Origin of the sequence: uncultured Corynebacterium sp. (assembly GCF_946998835.1) — a bacterium.
GTDB lineage: Bacteria > Actinomycetota > Actinomycetes > Mycobacteriales > Mycobacteriaceae > Corynebacterium.
This window is the reverse complement of the sequence record NZ_CAMQAZ010000016.1, coordinates 22,633-43,252: the sequence shown is the minus strand read 5'-3', so window position 1 is coordinate 43,252 and position 20,620 is coordinate 22,633. Positions and strand designations below refer to the sequence as shown.

20 protein-coding genes and 1 tRNA gene are annotated in these 20,620 nt (G+C 59.5%); 11 read left to right on the top strand and 10 right to left on the bottom strand.

Annotation, left to right across the window (positions count from 1 at the left end; genetic code table 11):
- The first annotated feature begins 3 nt into the window (after positions 1 to 3).
- Positions 4 to 762 carry an alpha/beta fold hydrolase gene (locus Q0U90_RS06980; protein WP_297452918.1) on the top strand — a complete coding sequence of 253 codons (759 nt, stop codon included), beginning with the start codon at positions 4 to 6 and terminating at the stop codon, positions 760 to 762.
- 9 nt (positions 763 to 771) lie between these two features.
- Here the strand turns inward: Q0U90_RS06980 and Q0U90_RS06975 are convergent, their stop codons facing one another.
- The 3 genes from Q0U90_RS06975 to Q0U90_RS06965 form a co-directional block, all read right to left on the bottom strand.
- On the bottom strand, positions 772 to 1,614 hold the full coding sequence (locus Q0U90_RS06975; RefSeq protein ID WP_297452916.1) for a DUF4442 domain-containing protein: 843 nt from the start codon (positions 1,612 to 1,614) through the stop codon (positions 772 to 774).
- A gap of 130 nt (positions 1,615 to 1,744) precedes the next feature.
- Positions 1,745 to 2,119 carry a hypothetical protein gene (locus Q0U90_RS06970; protein ID WP_297452914.1) on the bottom strand — a complete coding sequence of 125 codons (375 nt, stop codon included), beginning with the start codon at positions 2,117 to 2,119 and terminating at the stop codon, positions 1,745 to 1,747.
- 486 nt (positions 2,120 to 2,605) lie between these two features.
- Positions 2,606 to 2,681 (bottom strand) — tRNA-Thr (locus Q0U90_RS06965).
- Between the two features lie 360 nt (positions 2,682 to 3,041).
- On the opposite strand from Q0U90_RS06965, the gene Q0U90_RS06960 reads away from it, so the two are divergent.
- The 3 genes from Q0U90_RS06960 (at position 3,042) to Q0U90_RS06950 (ending at position 5,849) form a co-directional block, all read left to right on the top strand.
- Positions 3,042 to 4,709 (top strand): threonine/serine exporter ThrE family protein, encoded by a 1,668-nt coding sequence (locus Q0U90_RS06960; protein WP_297452912.1) that lies wholly within the window; start codon positions 3,042 to 3,044, stop codon positions 4,707 to 4,709.
- Positions 4,710 to 4,980: 271 nt separating this feature from the next.
- Positions 4,981 to 5,358: a hypothetical protein gene (locus tag Q0U90_RS06955; RefSeq protein ID WP_070603949.1), complete on the top strand. Its 378-nt coding sequence runs from the start codon at positions 4,981 to 4,983 to the stop codon at positions 5,356 to 5,358.
- A gap of 14 nt (positions 5,359 to 5,372) precedes the next feature.
- Positions 5,373 to 5,849, top strand: coding sequence for an META domain-containing protein (locus tag Q0U90_RS06950; protein WP_297452908.1), 477 nt, complete (start codon positions 5,373 to 5,375; stop codon positions 5,847 to 5,849).
- Here the strand turns inward: Q0U90_RS06950 and Q0U90_RS06945 are convergent.
- Positions 5,831 to 6,454: a flavin reductase family protein gene (locus Q0U90_RS06945; RefSeq protein ID WP_297452906.1), complete on the bottom strand. Its 624-nt coding sequence runs from the start codon at positions 6,452 to 6,454 to the stop codon at positions 5,831 to 5,833. The two genes, Q0U90_RS06950 and Q0U90_RS06945, sit on opposite strands and share 19 nt — an antisense overlap.
- Positions 6,455 to 6,543: 89 nt before the next feature.
- On the bottom strand, positions 6,544 to 7,752 hold the full coding sequence (locus Q0U90_RS06940) for a LacI family DNA-binding transcriptional regulator (protein ID WP_297452904.1): 1,209 nt from the start codon (positions 7,750 to 7,752) through the stop codon (positions 6,544 to 6,546).
- A gap of 306 nt (positions 7,753 to 8,058) precedes the next feature.
- Here Q0U90_RS06940 and Q0U90_RS06935 point away from each other — a divergent pair, with 306 nt between their 5' ends.
- Genes Q0U90_RS06935 through Q0U90_RS06925 form a run of 3 tightly spaced genes read left to right on the top strand, consistent with a single transcriptional unit; the run spans position 8,059 to position 10,648 of the window.
- Positions 8,059 to 9,093, top strand: a complete 1,035-nt coding sequence (locus Q0U90_RS06935) for a zinc ABC transporter substrate-binding protein (protein ID WP_297452902.1) — start codon at positions 8,059 to 8,061, stop codon at positions 9,091 to 9,093.
- A 2-nt stretch (positions 9,094 to 9,095) separates the two neighbouring features.
- Positions 9,096 to 9,776: a metal ABC transporter ATP-binding protein gene (locus tag Q0U90_RS06930; protein WP_297452900.1), complete on the top strand. Its 681-nt coding sequence runs from the start codon at positions 9,096 to 9,098 to the stop codon at positions 9,774 to 9,776.
- Positions 9,776 to 10,648 (top strand): metal ABC transporter permease, encoded by an 873-nt coding sequence (locus tag Q0U90_RS06925; RefSeq protein ID WP_297452897.1) that lies wholly within the window; start codon positions 9,776 to 9,778, stop codon positions 10,646 to 10,648. The genes Q0U90_RS06930 and Q0U90_RS06925 overlap by 1 nt, the downstream gene beginning before the upstream one ends.
- A 557-nt stretch (positions 10,649 to 11,205) precedes the next feature.
- Here Q0U90_RS06925 and rlmB read toward each other — a convergent pair.
- The 3 genes from rlmB to Q0U90_RS06910 form a co-directional block, all read right to left on the bottom strand.
- On the bottom strand, positions 11,206 to 12,150 hold the full coding sequence (gene rlmB, locus Q0U90_RS06920; protein WP_070851867.1) for a 23S rRNA (guanosine(2251)-2'-O)-methyltransferase RlmB: 945 nt from the start codon (positions 12,148 to 12,150) through the stop codon (positions 11,206 to 11,208).
- Positions 12,151 to 12,207: 57 nt separating this feature from the next.
- Positions 12,208 to 13,611: a cysteine--tRNA ligase gene (gene cysS / locus Q0U90_RS06915; protein WP_297452893.1), complete on the bottom strand. Its 1,404-nt coding sequence runs from the start codon at positions 13,609 to 13,611 to the stop codon at positions 12,208 to 12,210.
- A gap of 135 nt (positions 13,612 to 13,746) precedes the next feature.
- Positions 13,747 to 14,322: a CarD family transcriptional regulator gene (locus Q0U90_RS06910; RefSeq protein ID WP_297452891.1), complete on the bottom strand. Its 576-nt coding sequence runs from the start codon at positions 14,320 to 14,322 to the stop codon at positions 13,747 to 13,749.
- A 154-nt stretch (positions 14,323 to 14,476) separates the two neighbouring features.
- Here Q0U90_RS06910 and Q0U90_RS06905 point away from each other — a divergent pair, with 154 nt between their 5' ends.
- Positions 14,477 to 15,163, top strand: coding sequence for a hypothetical protein (locus Q0U90_RS06905; protein ID WP_297452889.1), 687 nt, complete (start codon positions 14,477 to 14,479; stop codon positions 15,161 to 15,163).
- A gap of 265 nt (positions 15,164 to 15,428) precedes the next feature.
- The gene (gene radA, locus Q0U90_RS06900) at positions 15,429 to 16,988 is read left to right on the top strand and encodes a DNA repair protein RadA (protein WP_297452887.1); all 1,560 of its coding nucleotides are present in this window, start codon (positions 15,429 to 15,431) and stop codon (positions 16,986 to 16,988) included.
- Here the strand turns inward: radA and Q0U90_RS06895 are convergent.
- Both Q0U90_RS06895 and Q0U90_RS06890 read right to left on the bottom strand, forming a co-directional pair.
- Entirely contained in the window at positions 16,985 to 17,698 is a 714-nt protein-coding gene (locus tag Q0U90_RS06895; protein ID WP_297452885.1) for a hypothetical protein, read from the bottom strand. The two genes, radA and Q0U90_RS06895, sit on opposite strands and share 4 nt — an antisense overlap.
- A 4-nt stretch (positions 17,699 to 17,702) precedes the next feature.
- A complete protein-coding gene (locus Q0U90_RS06890) occupies positions 17,703 to 18,335 on the bottom strand; it encodes a carbonic anhydrase (protein ID WP_297452882.1) in 633 nt (210 codons plus the stop codon).
- Positions 18,336 to 18,463: 128 nt separating this feature from the next.
- Here Q0U90_RS06890 and Q0U90_RS06885 point away from each other — a divergent pair, with 128 nt between their 5' ends.
- Together Q0U90_RS06885 and Q0U90_RS06880 are read left to right on the top strand one after the other, a co-directional pair.
- Complete coding sequence (locus tag Q0U90_RS06885) at positions 18,464 to 19,297, top strand: A/G-specific adenine glycosylase (protein ID WP_297452950.1); 834 nt, start codon at positions 18,464 to 18,466, stop codon at positions 19,295 to 19,297.
- A 62-nt stretch (positions 19,298 to 19,359) separates the two neighbouring features.
- Positions 19,360 to 20,604 carry a lipase family protein gene (locus Q0U90_RS06880; protein ID WP_297452880.1) on the top strand — a complete coding sequence of 415 codons (1,245 nt, stop codon included), beginning with the start codon at positions 19,360 to 19,362 and terminating at the stop codon, positions 20,602 to 20,604.
- Positions 20,605 to 20,620: the final 16 nt, after the last annotated feature.

The following is a 20,620-nucleotide window of genomic DNA, read 5'->3' as shown; positions in this document are numbered from 1 at the left end:
CCGATGCTCGCGCGAATCTTCCCACCGACGACCGCGCGCCCGTCCCTGCCTAATCCAACTCCGATGTCAGGAAACCTCACCGACCCCGTGCCGGTCATCGCTTTACACGGCACGCTCGACAGTCCCGGCGCGTGGGCCCCGCTTGCCGACGGTCTCCGCGCCCGCGGCCGCCACATCTATATTCCGGCCTACGGAAACCGTGGCACTGCAGCCATTGCGGATTCGGTTGCCGAAGTCGAGGCCTATATCCACCGCCTCTGCGCTGAAACAAACTCGGACACGGTCGATATCGTGGCCCATTCACAGGGTGGGCTGCTGGCTTTCCTGCTGTTTATGCGCCTAGCGGACCATGAAGACGAGCGCATTTCATTTCGGCGTGTCATCAGCGTGTCGGGCTCTGTCGGCGGCGTAAACCTAACTGGGTTTTCCCGCATTTTGGCCTGGCAACATGGGGCTCTGGCCCGCTGGCTAATGGGCCAAGCTCTGGCCGATCAGATTGCGGTAGCGGCCGGAACATACGAGCTTCCTCCAGCCAACACTGGCGCACACAATCAAGCCAGCAAGGCAGCTACTCCTGACTGGATTAATGTCATCAGCCACCACGACAGCCTAGCCATTCCGTGGTCCGATACCGCGCAGCGCTTCCTGCCGGGCAGCCGAACTATTTTGCTCGAATCCGAGCTAGGCGGCAGGTCTGTTGCGCACTGGAAGCAGCAAACAGACCCCGAAGTCGTAGCGCTACTGACCCGCCTATTGGCCTAACGCTCTAACCTAAAACTTGTTCAGCGACTCGCGTGCGGTGACGACATCCGCAAGCAGCTGCTGCGCGGCTGGCGAAGGGTTGTCCGAGGTGAGAGCCTCGATAACGACATCGGGAAGCCCTGCGGCGCGATAGTCATCGACGGTGACATCGCCATACTCGAGCACGCCGTGGAGCCATGCGACCGCGCGCGACTCCGGCGAAATGCAGCGACGCGCAGTGCGCTCCTGCTGCACGAGCGCATCGCGATTTTCCACGCCACGCATACCCAGGCGCGCAAGGGTACGAGCAGCCGAGATGAGGTTCTCACCGGCGACACGGTCCTGCTGATTCGGGTTGGCCGGCGGCTTCTTGCCGCCACGACGGCGCACGTAGAGCTCCTGCTGGCCGATACCAACCAGGGAACCATCGCGGTTTCGAATCACGGAGGTGTATGGAACGACCGTCGAATAGCCGCCTTCTGTTTCGGCCTTCAGCTTTTCGACCATTTCATCCGGCACCTCTACCTCGAGGTAGGCACCGTTCTTACCTGGGCGGATAAATTCAAACGAGCCCGTTCGGGTCCACGCCTCGTACTTCTTGGCGTCCAGGCGCTGCATAACCAGCGTGCCGAACAGCACGTCCGTCATCGAGAACAGCGCACCGCCGAATGCCGCGCCGTGCATGTTCGCGGTCAGCGCGTTGAGACGCAGCTCCAGCCGACCGGCCGACCAGTCTTCCGAAATCTCTGTAATTCGGATGCCGGTGCCAAACAGCGGCGGCCAAATATTCAGCAAAAACTTTGCTTTGGCCGGGGACATGTCTTTCTCGGCAAGTTTGTACAGGGTGCGTCGCAGCGATGGACCAATAGTCATAGCTATATACATTAGGTGCTGACCGAGTGAGCGCGGGCATTATCGTCAGAAAACAAAGCATCCCCGCTCCCGCACCTTGCTTTACGACGGCCCCCGCGCCGCTAACCCACTATTTACGCAGTGGACTGATTTAGGCAGCGAACCGCTCCGCTAGCGTATTGACCCGCTGTAGGAAATAATCCCGCAACTGCACGTAGCGAGGATAGCCGTAAACGCCGCGGTCAGCTGGGTCATCAAATTCCCAGCGCTCAGTTTCTACATCCGGCGCGATGTAGTCCGATACATCGATTTGCCCCACGACAATGACCACATCCGCACTATCTGCGAGTGATGGTGTGAGCTGGTGCGGATCGCCATCGCACCGTGCCCCCACCTCGCAGAGTGCGCGCCGCGCATCTTCATCCAGACCGCGGTCATCATCATCGATGCTGATACCTGCTGACAAAACTGTTAGCTCTGGGGCAGCTTGACGCAGCAGCCCTTCTAGTACGCGTGAGAGTCCCATGTTTGAACTACTGACAAAGAGCACCTCTGACATGGGCCTATCGTAGAATATTTTTCTCCGAGAAATCACCCCAGTTTGTGGGGTTTCCTGGAAGGTTTTACAGAAAACTATCAAAAGCGCCCATAGCGCAGGCCCTTTCCCGAGACCAGCTCTATCGACGCTTATGGCTTAAAACAAAATCTCCCTTACATATCGCCGCAAACCATGTGAAGCATGGGGCTCGAGTTGCATATGTGAATACTCCGTGCCCTGTGATTTCCCGGGTGTCGGTGATGCGCTGTCCTATCGATGCCATATTCACCTATCGATGCGCACCAGCGTGTCCATAAGTGAATAGCTCATCCATATGTTGACCGGGGCTTCTGAGGGGGAGCGGACTTTCTACTAGACGATTTCATCCCTCATGCTAGGCAACCCCTACTTACCCCCACACCCCCACAAAAAACCAAAGAACCCCAGGGCGGAAAACTTCCTGACCTGGGGTTTTGGAGCCGGAAACGGGACTCGAACCCGTAACCTACTGATTACAAATCAGTTGCGCTACCAATTGCGCCATCCCGGCAACTTTAAAGCGACCCTTTTGGCGTTAGCCGTCGCTGGCTCGAAAGAATCAGAGTCAACCTGAGATTCGAACTCAGCTGTGCCGCTGACAGGCGATTCTACAGGTTGGTAGGCAGAAGTTAAAAACGACACCACAGGAATACTGTAATCGCACTTCTTGAACACTTTTCTACACGCTAAAAGCACTGTTCAGATAAGTAAATTCGCCGCCTCAAAAACGAATTGAGATTCTCGGTTGCTGACGAGGTAGTGTGACTATCGCTAAATCACTGGGGCTATGTTTCTGCAACGTTTCCGTATCGCGTTTTTACAGCATCTCTGCAACGCAACCCTAGGCAGTAACGGGAAAGGAAGTGTCGACGTGTCATTCGACGGTGGCAACAATTCCAACGGCGGAGAATCCAACGGCGGAGAAAACTCCGCCGCGAAGGATAATCTCTACGACGCTGAAGCCGCTGCCTCCTACGACGCTGACCCCGCTGTCGCCTACGACGACACCCCACAGACTCAGTTTCCCGCAATCGAAGAGCAACCCACGTTCAAGCAGCGTGTAATCGATTTCGTCTCCGGTCCGGCAGCGACTGTCGACCTCGTGCACTCGACCACTGCCCCACTACCCCTGGCACCAATCGACTATTCCGACCCCAGCCAGGTCACGGCAGTCCTCGACCTGGCTGCTCGTATCGGCGGGCTGCTGCTGGCATGCGGCTCGGGCAATCGCGATACCGAACTGCAGATCAAGGCCGTGACCTCGGCCTATGGTCTCACTCAGATCCAAGTCGACATCACGTTGACCTCCGTGACGGTCTATCACCTCATCGGTGCCCGCCGCACACCCATCACGGCTATGCGCGTCGTCACTGCACCGGTGCCCGATTTCGAGCGCCTGCGCCACACCGACCGTGTCATCCGTCGAATCCGCGCAGGCCACATGAGCTTGGAAGAGGCCATCGAAGCCATCGACAAGGTGGAGCGCGAACCTGCCAAGTACCGCCTCCGTGTCATCTACGCAGGCTGGGCATTACTGGCCTCGTCTGTGACTGTGCTACTCGGTTCGGGTTTCGAGGTCGCCCTCATCGCAGCTGCCGTCACGCTGGCTATCGTCATCGTGATTGGTGAGCTCGCCGCCCGCGAGTTACCCACGTTCTTCCAAAACGCAGTCGGCGGTCTCATCGCCACACTCTCCGCTGCTGTACTCAATGCGGCACAGGCATACCTTCCCTTTGAAATGCAACCCTCCAGGCTAATTGCCTCGGGAATCATCGTTATGCTCGCCGGCCTTACCCTCGTACAGGCACTACAGGACGGCATCACCGGCGCGCCCGTGACAGGCTCGGCACGCTTCTTCGACACGATGCTGCTGACCGGCGGCATCGTCGCCGGCATCGCAATGGGCATCGAGTTTTCCGGAATGCTGGGCATTCCGCTTCCCGACGTCATCGCGGGCTCCGACCTCAACCTGGCCCAGGCGACAGTGCGGGTGATAGCGGGAACTACCGCCTCAATCGCATTTGCGTTGGCCTCGAATGCTGGATTCACGGCTTTGGCCGTGTCCGGCACCGTCGCCCTCCTGGGGTCGATGACCTACTACTACGTGCTGACCCCTCTGGGAGTTCACCCGGTCACCAGCGCGGGCGCGGCAGCAACTCTGATTGGCCTAATTGGCGGCCTGCTGGCACGCCGTTGGTCCATCCCTCCGCTGATTACAGCAGTGGCAGGCGTAACCCCGCTGCTTCCAGGTATGACGATTTACCGCGGCATGCACGCACTGCTGCACGACCACCCAACTAAAGGTTTTACGGCACTGGCCTCAGCGCTAGGCATTGCGACGGCGCTGGCTGCCGGCATTGTGCTCGGTGAATGGATGGCACGCAGGCTGCGCCGGCCTCGCGCGCTGCGCGAAGACAGCGGTCTGACCCGTCCGATTCGTGCGGGTATGCGCCGAATCCGGCCGGTGAACCCGAGGACTAAACCTCGTCGTCCACGCAATTACCGCTTCAAGGGCGGTCTGAACCCGCGTGTGGACTAACCATGCCGGGCTAGCCACCTCGTGCGACAAGTACCCCTTGGGCTAGGAGCACTCCTCGCGAGCATTGTCCACTCAGCGCGACCTATCAACAACGTGGTAGAATGTGGTTTTTGTATTGTACGTAGCGCTTCAAGCTGAAACTGCGTCATCACAACCCTTATCTCCTACCCACTGGGCCCAGTTGAGTTCGGTGCCGGAAGTATGTGGTGCGATGGCTAGCAGAAGTAGGTGAATCAGGCGCAGTTAAAGGCCATGCTTGCCAGGAGGATTCGTGCCACCGAAGGTCACAGACACTCGCACTGCTCAGAACGAGGCTCTTCACAAGGTCGAAGAAAAGACCGCTGCTGGCGCACGGCGAATTGTGGCTACCTTCGCCGAGGACTTCTACGATGCCGTCACTCTGATGTGCATGCTCGGAGTGGAGAAGGAAGGCCTGAGCTTCAAGAAGGTCCACGAGGAGTACGAGAAGGAAAACGCTCCGAAGACCGCGAAGCGCACCCGCAAGTCCACTAAGAAGACTGCGAAAAAGTCGACCAAGAAGGCAGCGAAGAAGACCACTCGCAAGACGGCGAAGAAGGCCGCAAAGAAGGCCTCTAAGAAGACGACGAAGAAGGCTGCTAAGAAGACCACCAAGAAGGCTGCTAACTAACGGGGTCACGCAGCATGGGTCAAAGCGGAAAGAAGGCAGTCGCCGCAGTAGCTGTCGTTGCTGCAGTAACCATGACGGCTACCGCGTGCCAGCCAAAGCCGGCAGCGGAGATCGTCGGCAAGCAATGGCAGATTACGGCGATTTTTGACGACCCAGAGCTACCCCACGGTGTGCCTGATGGCACACAAGCGCCGATGATTACGCTGGGGCAGACGACCTATACCTTCGCCGATTCCTGCGGCAACAGCTCCGGCTCTCTGCAGTGGAAGGGCGAAGCAGTCGAATTCGGCGCCCCGGAGCGCACTCGCAGTTTGGACTGCTCGGCGCAGGCACAGACCTACTCGGAGCGCTTCCACCAGATTGTTGCGGGCGAATTCGCCTACACATACGACGACAACGGCCTGCGCATGCGGGAGATTAAAGATGCCAAGCCGGGCGAGGACCGCCGCGGCTGGACTGCAACGACCTCGGGTTACACCGAGGGACGCTGACGCCATTTTTGCTCGATAGGCGCATCGGTGCCCGGGTGAGAGACGCGGGCGTAAGAACCGCGGTGGTAAATGAGCGGATTGATTTCTTCACGCTTGCCGATGGACACAATATCGGCAGTCACAATCCAGTGGTCGCCGCCCTCGTAAACATCGACAACGGTGCAATCAATCCATACGGAGCAGCCGTGCAGCAGCGGATTGCCCAGCTCAGAGCGGGTCCATGTGCCCATCTTGAACTTTTCGCCGTTACGACGGCCAAAGGCTGCCGAGATGTCCTCCTGATCCTCGGCCAACACATTGACGGAAAACCGGCCGGAGTTTTTCACATGCGGCCACGACCGCGAAGTCTTCATGACAGTAAACAGAACCATTGGCGGAGTGAGACTCAGCGAAGAGAAGGACTGGCAGGCAAAACCGTACCTTTCGCCGTCATCCTCGGTGGCGATAATGGTCACGCCGGTGGTGAACTCGCTCATCGCACCACGGATGGACATTTCATCTAATTCGACGGGACCGCCAAGTTCGACGTAGTCGTCACCGTTGGCTTCTGGAGTACTGAAAGTCACGGCTGATTGGTCGGTGCTCGAATTTGCTGAATCTGTCATGTAGTAGACCTTAATCTGAATCCCAACGCAGTAAAGACGAGGTGGGGGTTTTATGCCCCGCGGGCGGCCACGAGCTCTGCCGCGGACGGCTAACCCGCCGACGGTGCCGCGGTAGTGGCTCCGACGACAAACTCGGTCTCCAGCAGGACGCGGGGAGATCGCCGCTCGGAGGAATCTGAAGGTGCGGCGTTCTTGCCGTCGGCGGAAGCACTGCCGACCCCCGCACTATCGGTGTCAGCACCCTTGCCGGCCCCAGCAGTCGCAGGGGCGAAACCGCCGTCGTCATGCGCGGCCTCAAGTTCCTCGGCTAGGGCGCGACCAACCGCGATGCCCTTCTGTCGATTCGGCTGTATGACAGTTGTCAGCTTGTGGAAGAGGGCGCGCTCAATTCCGTCAAAGCCGGTAATGGACAAATCCTCGGGAACACGAATGCCGTTCTCCTGGGCATACTCCAGCACTGCAATTGCCTGGGTATCCGTAGTGCAAACTACCGCCGTGAGATCAGGGTTCTCTGTCAGTAGCTGACGAGCGGCATCGCGGTTGTTCTCACGGTCATTGAGGTGGCGCTCGATGATAGGCACATCCGCGTGCTGAATACCGACTTCGGCAAGCGCCTCCAATGCACCTTCTACGCGGTTCTTCTGCACCTGGTGATGCGCTCCTGCCAGCCGCTCCTCGGTCACATATCCCGAGTTAGGGGTACGCGACAAGCGCACCGAGAGGATCCCCACCTTGCGATGCCCAAGCTCAGTCAGATGCCGCACCGCCGGCTTGATGGCCTCGCGGTCGTCGATACCCACGAACGGCAAAGCCGCCACGTCTGCGGGTTGATCACACACGACCGTCGGCAAGCCGCGAGCGCGCACCGCGGCGAGGAACGGATCGTTGTCAGCGACGGAGTAGACCACGAAGCCGTCGACAACTGCCTGTCGGATCAGGCTGAGATCGACATCGCCGCCTTCCTCGGAAGAAGCTGGGATGACCAGCATGGAGTCGCCCATTTCGCCGAGCTCCTCCGCGAGTCCCGCGAGAAAATCCACGGACGCGGGGTCATCGAATGCGAACGGGAGGTGCTCGGTAAACAGCACGCCGATGGCACCAACCCGACGCATGCGCAGACCGCGAGCCATAGGATCCGGCCCCGGGTAGCCGAGCCGCTCCGCAGTCTCCAGGATGTGCTCACGCAACTTCTCGGAGAGCTGGTCAGGGCGGTTGTAGGCATTGGAGACAGTCGTACGCGAGACTCCAAGCTCAGCTGCAATGGAAGCCAAAGTGCCACGACGACGCTTGCTCTGCACAGGATACCGCCCCTTCATAAAAAAGTTCAGCAGTGGCTGCTCACCGAAATAGCCCATAGGAAAGAACTGCAGTTCTACGGAAGCGAACTACAGCGAGCACCACACGCATCTGATCGCGGACAATGTTACCCAACGGAGGTTTACAGCTGTCATTTCCGCCACTCCGTCTGTCAGCCGTCTTGTTACTGCGGCGCCGCATTCCCTACTATGATGATGAACCTAAAAGACAACTGTTTTCAATAACGGTTGACGTTCAAGAGGTAAAACACTGCAATTTAGCTCGTAACAGGATTGGATAATTTTTATATGAAGGCACGCTTTTCCACGCGCATCGCGGCGCTAGTCGCCAGTGTCGGCCTCGTCGCAGGCCTCGGCGCATGCTCCAGCGACGATGACAGCGCTACAACCGCGGGCGAGTCCACAGGCGACATCAAGGTTGTCACCTCCACCAAGGTCTGGGCAGACATCGCCGACGCTGTCACGGACGACGAGAAGGTCTCCATCGACCCAATCATCGCGTCGAACGACATCGATCCGCACTCCTACGAGCCAGCCGCAGCCGACATGGCGAAGGTAGAGCAGGCCGACATTCTCGTCGCAGGCGGTGGGCATTACGACGCATGGTTGACCGCCTCCCTGCGTGACGCAAAGGATAAGGTCATCATCTCTGCGCTGCCGCAGGAAGACGGCCACGACCACGAGGGTCACGATCACGAGGGTCACGACCACGAGGGCCACGACCACGACGAGCACGAAGCCGAAGGCCACGAAGCCCACGAGGGCCACGCTCACGATCATGGTCACGAGGGCCACGACCATGACCACGAAGGCCACGAGCACCACCACCACGACGGCGAAGCCAACGAGCACGTCTGGTACGACACCGATGCGGTGGAAGAAACTGCACAGCAGCTCTCAGAAGCTCTGACCAAGATGGGCGCCAAGGCCGACACGAAGGCCGTCGAAAAGGAAATCAAGGACATCGAAGAGGCCAAGAGCAAGCTTAAGGCCGCCAAGGTCGCTCAGGTTCACCCGCTGGCCGATGACATCCTGAAGGACACGAAAGTAAAGGACATCACCCCGAAGGACTACCGTCAGTCCACGTTGAATGAGTCCGAGCCGTCGGCAAGCGATGTCAATGAAATGCTCAAGCTGATCGAGTCCGGCGAGCTGGACTACCTCATCGACGCACCGCAGACCCACGACCAGGTTTCCCAGCGACTTGTCGAGGCAGCCAAGGCCAAGGGCGTTAAAATCGTCAATGTTTATGAATCGCCGAGCGCCGACCAGTCCTTCTTTGACCTCTACAAGCAAACCCTGTCCGATATGGAGTCCGCATAACTTTGCCCACACTGACTTTTACTGACGCGGCCGTCGAGCCGCTGTGGTCCGACCTCAATTTGGATGTCGAACCCGGCGAATTCTTGGCCATCCTGGGCCCTAACGGTGTCGGCAAATCCACGCTGCTAACCACTGCCCTGGGAATGCGCCGTCTGACTCACGGTTCAGTAAAAGTCGAAGGGAACCTGGGCTACATTCCGCAGCAGCGGATGTTCGAGCCGTCACTTCCCATTCGGGTCCGCGATCTCGTCGAGTTGGCTGCAGGCAAGAACCGCTCCACCACCGACGAGATGCTGGAATTCGTCGGTGCGAGCGGAATTGCACACCGTCGCGTCGGCACCCTCTCTGGCGGACAGCAGCAGCTCGTCCGCCAGGCGCAGGCGCTCGTTTCGGCGCCGGATTTTTTGCTTTGCGACGAGCCTTTGCTCTCCCTCGACCCCGCAGCACAGCGAACCACGGTTGCGCGCCTGGACCGACACCGCCGGGACAACGACACGGCGGTTGTCTTTGTCACCCACGACATCAATCCTATCCTGGGCGTCTGCGACCGCGTGCTCTACCTAACCCCGCACGGGCATGCCGTCGGGCCGGTCGAGGAAATAATCACCTCGGAAACACTCTCTGAGCTCTACCAAACCAAGATTGTGGTTGCCCGTGTCGAGGGAAAGTTGGTTATCGCCTAATGACCCTACTGGCTCAATACTTTTCCGACACCGCTGCCCTACTCCAAGTCGGGTTCGTCCACAATGCCCTCATTGCTGCAGCTCTGCTTGGGCTGATTTCCGGCATCATCTCGCCGCTGATTGTCATGCGACAGATGAGCTTCACCGTCCACGGCACTAGTGAACTGGCACTCATGGGCGCATCCGCGGCTCTACTACTTGGTGTCAGTGTCAGCAGCGGTGCCATTATCGGCTCGGTGCTCATCGCAATAGTCCTGGCGGCGCTGTCGCTTCGAGGGCGCCAAGATGCGGTTGTGGGCGTGGTTTTGAGCTTCGGCATGGGCTTATCGGTGCTGTTTATCCACCTCTACCCTGGCCGGACAAGTACCGCGTTTTCACTTCTCACCGGCCAGATCATTGGTCTGACTGACACTTCTCTATGGACGATGGCCATCGTCGCGGTCATCGTCGTCGGCGGCGTTGCCTGGAAATGGCGGCCGCTGCTATTCGCCTCCGCTGACCCCATCATGGCCGCCGCCTGTGGTGTCAATGTGAAGGCGCTGTCAATCTACTTCGCAATTCTCACCGGTCTCGTCGCCGCCCAAGGCGTGCAGATTGTCGGCTCCCTGCTGGTCATCGCTCTGATCATCACCCCGGGCGCCGCCGCCGCATTCGTCACCGCTTCACCGGTGAAGGCCGTCATTTTGTCAACCATTTTCGCCGAAGTCGCGGCCGTTGGCGGCATTGTTCTCTCACTCGCGCCGGGCATCCCGGTCAGCGTTCTAGTGACGACAATCGCGTTCGTCATCTACCTGACCTGCTACGCCATCGGAACAGTGCAGTCGCGAAAGGCAACGCGTGACGACGTCCAGGCGGCCAAGTGGAGTAAGTAGACACAAGTAAATTTCGGCGCAGTATTAGACACGCCAATGATAAAAACGCCGAGCAGCCCTTCGAGCGGCGATTATGAAGAAGACGCGTCCGTCTTCCCTCTCGCCACCGAAGGGCTACCCGTATTTTGCTGGATCCTCAAAAGAAGATTCCAACACCCCCAGCTCTTTTAAGACTGCGAGGCTGCCGAAATGGGATGACTCGGCAGACAGAAAAACTAACGCTGAGGATGTCTTGGTCTGACATCTCAGTGACCCAAAGCTAGCTATACAAGCCACCACTAGGTCCGTGCGCATCCCTAAACTACGACCAATTACGCCCCCATTTCTAGGACCATGATTTGCCGCCCTCCCCACGGGAAACGACGGATAATTTTCTGTTGAAAGTGATACTAATGTGGGTATTTCCGCAGCGCACGCCGGGAATAGAATTACTTTTAAAGTATTGAACTACTGGGGGTAGCCATAAGTACCGGCCACAATCTAGAACCCAAAATGCCCCACGTAAACGCCGTTACTATAACGAATCGATAATGGCGTCCACGGGGGCATCAAGTGCGCTACTCGCTGCTCTTTGCCCGGCGCTGACGGGCAAACTCACTCAGGGTCACACCGGCGGCAACGGAAGCATTGAGCGACTCAACCCAGCCAGTCATCGGAATGGACATGATGGTGTCACAGGTATCGCGCACCAGGCGCGAAAGTCCCTTGCCCTCAGAGCCGACGACCACAACCACCGGGGTGGTGCCGTCGTAAGTGTCCAGCGTGTGGTCGCCACCGGCATCCAAGCCAACGACCTGATAGCCAGCCTTCTGGAACTGCTTGAGCGAGCGCACCATGTTAGTCGCACGCGCAACTGGCAGACGCGCCGCAGTACCAGCCGAGGTACGCCAGGCCACGCCCGTAATGGCGGCCGAGCGACGCTCCGGAATCACCACACCATGACCGCCAAAGGCAGCCACCGAGCGAATGACCGCACCCAGGTTACGAGGGTCGGTGATGTTATCCAGACAGACGATTAGACCCGGCTCACCGGTCTTGGCCACAGAATCAATCAGATCTTCGACAGATGCGTACTTGTACGGCGGAATCTGCAGGCCGATACCCTGGTGCATGGTGTTGCCGGTCATGGTGTCCAACTCGTGGCGGGGTACTTCGCGAATCGGGATACCACGGGAGTTAGCAATACGCACTGACTCCTGCAGGCGCTCGTCATTGTCGGTACCCAGCGCCACAATCAGCGCTGCCGCTGGCACCTTTGCATGCAGGCACTCCACGACCGGGTTACGGCCAACTACCAGCTCGGTGCCATCCCCCTTGCGCTCATGACGCCCCGAGTCACGGCGGCGCTTCTCTTTCGCCCGCTTATGAGCTGCGTGATAAACGCGGTCCTCCGCCTTCGGAGTCGGCCCCTTGCCACGCAGGCCCCGCTTCTGGCCGCCAGAGCCGCCAACGTTCTTCTTACTTGCCTTGCGCACTGCGCCACGACGACCGTTGCCGGCCATAGCTACCTGCTTTCTGTTGTTAGTAGTTTTCTCTAGCCTTAAGCCAGCTTTTCAGCCCTAGTCAGCGACAGACCATGCCGGACCATCCGCGGTATCGGTTACCTCGATTCCCGCTTCCTTCAGGCGGTCGCGCACAGCGTCAGCCGTAGCCCAATCCTTCTCCGCACGAGCCCGGGTGCGCTCATCCAGCTGGTGCTCCACCAGCACACCGAGCGCATGCATTGCCGCATCAGAACCGGAATCGGAGGTTGCCCACTGTTCATTCAACGGATCGAAACCAAGGACTGCGGCCATAGCGCGGACAGCACCGGCAATCTCCTTGGCCTTGATCTCGTCGCCGTCGGCAAGCGCCTGATTGCCCGCACGCACAGCGTTGTGGATTTCCGCGAGGGCGCGCGGGACAGAGAGATCGTCGTCGAGCGCGGCTTCGAACTCCGGTGTCCACTCACCGATTTCGATATCGCCGAGCTTATCGACGGCACGGTGCACAAACGCCTCGATACGACGGTAGCCCGCCGCCGCTTCCTGCAGAGCCTCCTCGGAGTATTCCAACACGGAACGGTAGTGCGCACTGCCGAGGTAGTAGCGCAGCTCAACCGGGCGAACCATGGTCAAAATGTGCGGCACGGAGAGAACGTTGCCGAGCGACTTCGACATCTTTTCACCGGACATGGTGACCCAGTGATTGTGCATCCAGTAACGGGCAAAACCATCGCCAGCTGCGTGCGACTGTGCGATCTCGTTTTCGTGGTGCGGGAACTGCAGATCGAGACCACCGCAGTGGATGTCGAACTCAGAGCCCAAGTAGTAGGTCGCCATAGCGGAGCACTCCAGATGCCAGCCAGGGCGGCCATTGCCCCACGGTGTCGGCCACGAGGGCTCGCCCGGCTTGGCGGCCTTCCACAGCGCGAAGTCGTGTGCGCCGCGCTTGCCCGGGGTGTTGGTCTCACCCTGCTCCATCTCCTCGACGCGGTTGCCCGAAAGGCTGCCGTAGTCGCTGCCCTCAGCCTTCGACCAGGCATCCACATCGAAGTAGACACTGCCATCGACGGCGTAGGCGAAGCCGTTATCCATCAGACGCTGCATGTACTCAACCATCTGAGTGACATGCCCAGTCGCGCGCGGCTCCACGCTCGGCGGGAGCACACCGAGCTGGTTATAAGCCCAGGTAAATTCACGCTCAAAGCGGGAGACCCACTCCCACCAAGGGCGACCGTGTTCGGCGGCCTTGTTCAAAATCTTGTCATCGATATCGGTGACGTTGCGCACGAAAGCGACGTCATACCCCTTGGCCATCAGCCAGCGGCGCAAGATATCAAAGGCCACGCCGGAGCGAACATGGCCGATATGCGGCTGGGCCTGCGGAGTCGCACCGCACAGGTAAATGGAGGCATGCCCCTCGCGGAGGGGCTCAAAATCCTTCAGTTGGCGGGTTGCGGTATCGAAGATTTGAAAAGTCACAGCCCCGAGCATAGCGGGGAAATAGATGCGGGTGAAAAAGAGAAAACGGCTAGCACACACGGGCAATGTGTGTGCGCTAGCCGTCAACCGGAAAAGTGCAGAAAATCCCTGCGGGAAGGAACCAGGGTTATCGACTTATGCGTCGGCGTCTAGGTCGACCGGCTTGTCGCCAGCTTCATCCTTCTTCTCACCGGCGGCACCTTCCTGCGCCAGCGCGCGGTGACGCTCGATAGTGGCATCGACCCGGGCAAACACGTCCTCGACCTTGGCCTCATCAACGCCGTCGGCAAGCGCGAGCTCACCGACGAGAACCTGGCGAGCCTTGCTCAACATGCGCTTTTCCCCGGCGGACAGACCGCGGTCCTGATCGCGGCGCCACAAGTCACGGACAACCTCAGCGACCTTGTTAATGTCGCCCGACCCCAGGCGTTCCTGGTTGGCCTTGTAGCGGCGGGACCAGTTGCCGGCCTCTTCCACGTCGGTCTCACGCAAAACGGAGAAGACCTTCAGCAGCCCTTCTTCCCCGACGACGTCGCGGACACCGACCAACTCGGCGTTCTTGGCGGGAACCTGGATATTCAGATCACTCTGCAGAATCTGCAGTACGAGGTACTGAACGGTCTCACCGTTGAGCTCTCGTTCAATGATGTTTTCGATCTTCGCAGCTCCGTGGTGCGGATAAACTACGGTATCGCCAATGCTGAATTCCATGTAATGCACACGCCCTTTCCAACGGCCTTCCACCCTATCATGTCCCCCCGTGATTTTACGGGTAGTATGAGAACATCTTAGGAAGACACTAAGGTGTTCTTTAAATACTGAAAATCCTATCGCCCATCCTCAAGCTACTGGAGGAAATCTAGTCATGGCCTTCAAGTCCGTACTTCGCCGCAGCGCCCTCATCACCGTCTCCGCAGCATCCGCAGTTGCACTCGCTGCTTGTGGCGCCGGTCAGATTTCGCAGACCGCAAATCAGCACCCGGCTGTTGACGGTGCGATGAACGGCGGCGACGATGCTGCCGGCAAGGGTGCTGAGAACACCAACTCGGCTCTCGGCTTCGTCAATATCCGCGACGCTCACATTCTGGTCGACCCGGAGGCTGGCACCGCCGGACTGAAGTTCTCCGCCAGCAACCAGCAGCGCGCGACCGAGTCGGTCTACAAGCTGAAGTCCATCACCGTCGAGGGTCTCGGCGACGTTCAGCTGAAGAAGGTTGCTGAGACTCCTTCCTTCGCTAAGTCTGCCAAGGGCGAGAAGTCCCTGCCGCGCGAGTGCCAGATTGTTGCCGGCCCGAAGTCCGTCATTGATCCGCTGGCTAAGACCGCCAAGGACAACACCGGCTGCATCGCTTACTACACCAATGAGCTGGATCCGGAAACTCTGGTTGGTGCCAACAGCAGCGCTGCTGGCCAGAACCGCAAGGCTACCTTCGAGTTCACTGACCCGCAGGGCAACGCCAACACCTACGACCTGGACATCACCGTCTCCGCTGACATCCTGGAAGCTGGCACCCCGGATCGCGGTGCCGACGGCGCAATCGAAAGCAAGTAAGCGCAACACAGCTGCAACTCAGCACAGTCCTGCCCCCGCAGTAACGCGAAGAGCTTCATCGAGCGGGCATGGGGCGATTGGTCGCTTGATACGGGCCACGGCAGTACAGTCATCCTTGACGCAAGTCATTGACTGACTTAGACATTGACTACTGCCCTGGTCCGCTCTCGCGTATCTGGGGCAAATTTTTCTGCGGCATCACACACGCCATACATATGGTTGCGGCTGTCGCGCCCCTCATTTTGAAGCAAAGGCGGTTGCCCCCGTGGCCAAGACCAAAGACGAAGCCTACGAATGCTCAGCATGCGGTTGGCAGGTGTCGAAATGGGTCGGCCAATGCCCCAACTGCAAAGAGTGGGGCACACTAGAAAAAGTCACTATCCGCTCCAGCAGCGGAAAGTCCACCTCCGCTCTTGAGGACAAGATTGCCGCCAAAGCGGCTAAACAACGTCGCCGCAGCGCTGCCGCAACGCAGCCCGGCGCGCGGGGTGGACGTCGTAAAGCATCTTCCACGTCCGTCGCGGCCGAGAGCCAGCACCTCGCGCAGCGCGCGCTTGACGACGAGGCGGAGGAGCGTTTCCTCGCCGAGACATCCGCAACTGATCGGATTCCCGCTTCTTCCTCCGAACTCACGGCTATTACGGGGATTTCAGCCAAGGCTGCGCACGCAGTGCACACGAGCATAGGTGAGCTGGATCGAGTGCTCGGTTCCGGCATCGTGCCCGGCTCGTTGGTGCTGTTGGCGGGCGAGCCGGGAGTCGGTAAGTCGACGCTGCTGCTTGAAGTGGCATACCGCTGTGCCGACGGCGATTTGGGCCCGACACTGTACGTCACCGGTGAGGAGTCGGTGGGACAGGTTCGCCTGCGTGCCGAGCGCACTGGCGCATTGTCCGACTCGCTCTATCTGTCAGCGGTGTCGAATATCGAGGATGTCATCGACCTGACGCTGGAACTCGCCCCCGGTCTGCTCATTGTGGACTCCGTGCAGACGATGCGTGCCGACGTCGAAGGCGCCCGCGGTGGCGTTGCCCAGGCTCGTGCCGTGACCTCCGCACTGGCGGCACTGGCGAAACAAACTGGCACCGCGATTTTCCTGGTAGGGCACGTGACCAAGGACGGCAACGTGGCCGGTCCGCGGACGATGGAGCACCTAGTTGACGTAGTCCTGAACTTCGAGGGCGATAGGCACTCGGGGCTGCGTTTCCTGCGTGGGCTGAAGAACCGCTTCGGCAGCACGGACGAGGTGGGCTGTTTTGAACAGACCGCGGGCGGAATTGCGGAAGTTGAGGATCCTTCGGGGCTGTTCTTGCATCACCGCACGCCCACGTCGGGAACTGCGATTACGGTGGCTATGGACGGGCGCAGGCCGCTGCTGGCGGAGGTTCAGGGCCTGGTTATCAATACCGAGGCGCACAACCCGCGCCGCAATGTCTCCGGCCTTGATCCGCGTCGCGTGCCGATGGTCGCGGCCGTGCTGACCGAACACGGCAACTTCAAGCAGCTGGCGCGCATGGAAATGTATGTGTCCACCGTCGGTGGCATGACTCTGTCGGAGCCCGCTGCGGACCTGGCAATTGCCCTGGCACTGGCCTCGTCGATGACCAAGCGCACCTTCCAGGACAAGACGATTGCGCTCGGGGAGCTCGGACTTGCCGGCGAAGTGCGACGGGTCACGGATTTAGAGTGGCGTCTCAAAGAAGCTCACCGGATGGGCTTCGACACGGCAATTGTCCCCAGAGGTGCCAAAGGCCCGGCAGGGATGCGACTGCTGGAAGCAGGCACCGTTGCCGAGGCCATTGAGCTTGGATTGGGAACTAAGCGCTAGCGCAGGTTGAACGTGTAGGCATCAGAGTTGTTGTCGCCAATCAGGCCGTAGAAGATGTACGAACCAGACGGCACTGGAACTCGGTCAGCCTCAGAGCACTTATTCGGTGCCGAGGTCAGACGCGACCACTTAGCGGCGTAACTAATCTCCTCGCCCGGTGCCAATACCAATTCACCGTGTCCTTCGGAGTCGTTGCAGTCCACATCCGACCAGATTCGCTCATACGTTGCCAGGTCGTACACCTCGAAGCGCAGCTGCTGCTCATCGAGGTTCACGCGGCATTCTCCGCCGGTGGGATTGTGGACGCTAATTGCCAGAGTTGGCTGTTCATCACCATAGTTCGGCTGATCCGAATTCGCCGTAACCTGCAAGTCCGCGAGGCTACAGTCCTTCTTCTCAGCTAAGGCCGCCTGGGTGTCATCCTTAGCGGGATCGTCGCTTTCCTTGTTTTCCTTCTTTGCGTCCTTGTCCGACTTGTCCTTCTTCGAGTCCTTGTCGGACTTAGGCGCATAAGGCTCCTTGGGCTTGCCCGGAGGAGATACCTCTTTCCCGTCGTCCCTGGAGACATTCACAGGTTCAGCATCCTCGCTGTCCCCCCGGCTTACCAGGGCGGAAATACCCCAGCCCAAGAGAACGAGGATGACAAGGAGCAGCACCAGCGCGGCGATGCGCCGACGCCGGTAGATTTCTGGAGGCAGCTTATTGGTCACACATTTAGGTTAGCGGGTTCTCGCTAACGCCATGCGTAACGACGGTCTCAGCGCGTCCGTCCTCCAAGCGGTACCGCATACCGACGACTCCGACCTCCCCGGACTCCAAACGCGAGGAGATTTCCGGCGAGCGATCAATGATGTGATTGACAATCTCGCGGACATGGCGACGCTCGAACTCATCGATTTCCGTCTCGCCATCCTTGCGAGCCGCCAGCAGCGACGGAGTGACCTTTTCAATTAGCACACGCTGGAAACCACCCGGCAGGTCGCCGCCGTCGAGAGCGCTCTTTGCCGCAGCCACCGCGCCACAGGACTCGTGGCCGAGGACAATCACCAGCGACACACCGAGGCCATCAACCGCGAATTCCAGCGAGGCCAGCACCGACAGGTCGGTAATCTCGCCAGCAGTACGAATCACGAACACATCGCCCAAGCCCTGGTCGAAAATAATCTCCACCGGCGCACGGGAGTCCGAGCAAGCCAGCACGACGGCCTTTGGCTTCTGCCCCTGAGTCAGCTGCTTACGACGAACCAGGTCCTGGCGGGGATGCGCAGTCTTACTCTCGCAGAAGCGGAGGTTTCCGCGCACCATCGATTGCCATACACTTTCAGGAGTCCTCTCAGAATTGCTCATACTTACATTGTGCAACGTCACCGCGATCTTTGGGAAAGCGAGAATGTAGATTGACCTCTGCAATTGGCCAGTCCGACGACTTCGACGAACACGTCGACGCCGCCTTACGTGATTGGTATCGCGCCAATATGCGGCCACTTCCCTGGCGCGAAGAAGGCACGTCACCGTGGGCTGTGCTCGTCAGCGAAGTGATGAGTCAACAGACCCCCGTCGCCCGCGTTATCCCTTCGTGGCGCGCCTGGCTGGAAAAATGGCCCACCCCAGCCGATTTAGCGCTCGCGCCAAAGAATGAAGTTCTGCGCATGTGGGGAAAACTCGGTTATCCCCGACGTGCGCTCCGGTTGCGTGAATGCGCGGAGGTAATCGTCGATAAGCACGGCGGCGTAGTGCCGAACGACGTGGACACACTGTTAGCCCTTCCGGGGGTAGGAGACTACACCGCTCGCGCAGTGGCGGCGTTCGCTTTTGGCGCGCGCACCCCAGTGGTGGACATCAACGTACGCCGAGTGCTCCGCCGCCACCGACAGGGCACGTACCTGCCCGGCACTGCCAAGCGGGCCGACATGGCGCTCGTCGAGGAATTCCTACCACTCGACCCCGCCACTGCCGCCGAGACCTCCGTCGCACTCATGGAACTCGGTGCTACGGTCTGCCGAACGACCCCCGACTGCGATGCCTGCCCCATCGCCGCCAGCTGCGCGTGGATCGCCGCCGGGCGCCCTGAACCCGAAGACCACGAAATCGCCGCCGCGAAACGGCGCGTACAGAAGTTCGAAGGCACCGACCGCCAAGTCAGGGGCTTGCTTCTCGACGTGCTCCGCGCCGCCGACTCCCCCGTCGAACAGGCTGCCCTCGATGCGATTTGGGATGATGCGCACCAGCGTTCCCGCGCACTGTTTTCCCTGCTTGACGACGGCCTCGCGGAGCAAACCCCCGATGGCCGCTTTCAGTTGCCCAGTTGAGGCCTCGGCGCTGCCGCAGCAATGACCGGACTGGGGCAGGTTCGTTGCCTAGAATTAGGCACATGAAAGCCTCGCCCTCTCCATCTCAGCGCCAGCGCTGTCTTTTGGGGATGAACGTGGTGCTCGGAATCTCCCTACTTGGCACCAGCGCGGGGGCACTCAGTGGCTGCTCAGCAGTGGATGGATTAGGTGCGATTGGCTTCGGTTCCTCAGATTCTTCCTCCGCTGTAGAAGCTAAGCGACTGCCGCCGGGGCAAGTAATTACGCAGACACCATTTCCGGTCAATGCGCCCGCACGCGCACAGCGGGTCGTGTTTTCCTCCACAGGGGCAAGGGATCAGCGCCAAACAGCGGTGTCCGGTACGATTTTGCAACCCTATGCCCGCTGGTCGGAGAAGTCCCCACGGCCTCTGGCGGTGATTGCGCCGGGGACTCTCGGTATGGCTGATAACTGTGCCAGTTCGGTTGCGCTGCGCTACGAAGCACCACCGACACCACCGGCGCCGGAGCTGCTAGCGCAGGGCTGGAATGTCGCCATCGTGGATTACCAAGGGCTCGGAACCCCTGGGGTGCATCCATATCTCAACCGTGAGGTTGCCGGGAATAACACGCTCGATATGGCACGAGCCGCCATTGAGGCCTTGCAACTGCCAGCGGAAACCCCCATCGCGCTCTTTGGCTACTCCCAGGGAGGAGGTGCCACTGCGGCGGCAGCGGAGCTAGCTGAGGAATACTCCCCTGAGCTGAATATCCGCGCCGTATACGCCGGGGCTATTCCCGCTGACCTCACCGACACCGCACTACACATTCGCGGCTCGGCGCTGGCGGGTCTCGTCGGTTACTTCATGAACGGCTTGGTTGCCGAGTATCCGGATACCAAAGAACCAATTGAGCGCATGCTGAGTCCCCTTGGGCAGGACTTCTTGAAGTTCACGGCCGAAGAGTGCATTGGCGCTACCGTCGAGCGCTGGCCCCGCAATGACACCAAGGCCTTTACGGCCAATGACTTAGGAATCGCGGAGAATCTGCGCTCGGCGAATCTCGCCCCCGTCGTTCGCCGCCACGTAGACGAACAAGCTCTGGGCACAAAGACTCCCAGTATGCCAGTGTTTGTCACACATAACGCACTGGATGATGTGTTACCCGTGACGTCGGCACGCGAGCTTGTACAAAAATGGCAAAAGGCCGGCGCCGACATCACCTATGTGGAGGTCGACGAGGACCTCGGTGATGGGACGCACGGCCTTGCCTACGTGCTCACCCACGACGAGATGATTGCGTGGGTCAATAAGAAAATGGGGTACTAGCGCGCTAACCGCCAGC

Excerpts from the sequence above, each read along its gene's own strand:
- Q0U90_RS06935 (WP_297452902.1), top strand. The coding sequence starts at position 8,059 with ATGAAGGCACGCTTTTCCACGCGCATCGCGGCGCTAGTCGCCAGTGTC.
- Q0U90_RS06890 (WP_297452882.1), bottom strand. The coding sequence starts at position 18,335 with ATGAGCAATTCTGAGAGGACTCCTGAAAGTGTATGGCAATCGATGGTG.
- Q0U90_RS06925 (WP_297452897.1), top strand. The coding sequence starts at position 9,776 with ATGACCCTACTGGCTCAATACTTTTCCGACACCGCTGCCCTACTCCAA.
- Q0U90_RS06885 (WP_297452950.1), top strand. The coding sequence starts at position 18,464 with ATGCGGCCACTTCCCTGGCGCGAAGAAGGCACGTCACCGTGGGCTGTG.
- Q0U90_RS06970 (WP_297452914.1), bottom strand. The coding sequence starts at position 2,119 with ATGGGACTCTCACGCGTACTAGAAGGGCTGCTGCGTCAAGCTGCCCCA.
- Q0U90_RS06905 (WP_297452889.1), top strand. The coding sequence starts at position 14,477 with ATGGCCTTCAAGTCCGTACTTCGCCGCAGCGCCCTCATCACCGTCTCC.
- Q0U90_RS06950 (WP_297452908.1), top strand. The coding sequence starts at position 5,373 with ATGGGTCAAAGCGGAAAGAAGGCAGTCGCCGCAGTAGCTGTCGTTGCT.
- Q0U90_RS06910 (WP_297452891.1), bottom strand. The coding sequence starts at position 14,322 with ATGGAATTCAGCATTGGCGATACCGTAGTTTATCCGCACCACGGAGCT.
- Q0U90_RS06975 (WP_297452916.1), bottom strand. The coding sequence starts at position 1,614 with ATGACTATTGGTCCATCGCTGCGACGCACCCTGTACAAACTTGCCGAG.
- Q0U90_RS06945 (WP_297452906.1), bottom strand. The coding sequence starts at position 6,454 with ATGACAGATTCAGCAAATTCGAGCACCGACCAATCAGCCGTGACTTTC.
- Q0U90_RS06880 (WP_297452880.1), top strand. The coding sequence starts at position 19,360 with ATGAAAGCCTCGCCCTCTCCATCTCAGCGCCAGCGCTGTCTTTTGGGG.
- Q0U90_RS06980 (WP_297452918.1), top strand. The coding sequence starts at position 4 with ATGCTCGCGCGAATCTTCCCACCGACGACCGCGCGCCCGTCCCTGCCT.
- rlmB (WP_070851867.1), bottom strand. The coding sequence starts at position 12,150 with ATGGCCGGCAACGGTCGTCGTGGCGCAGTGCGCAAGGCAAGTAAGAAG.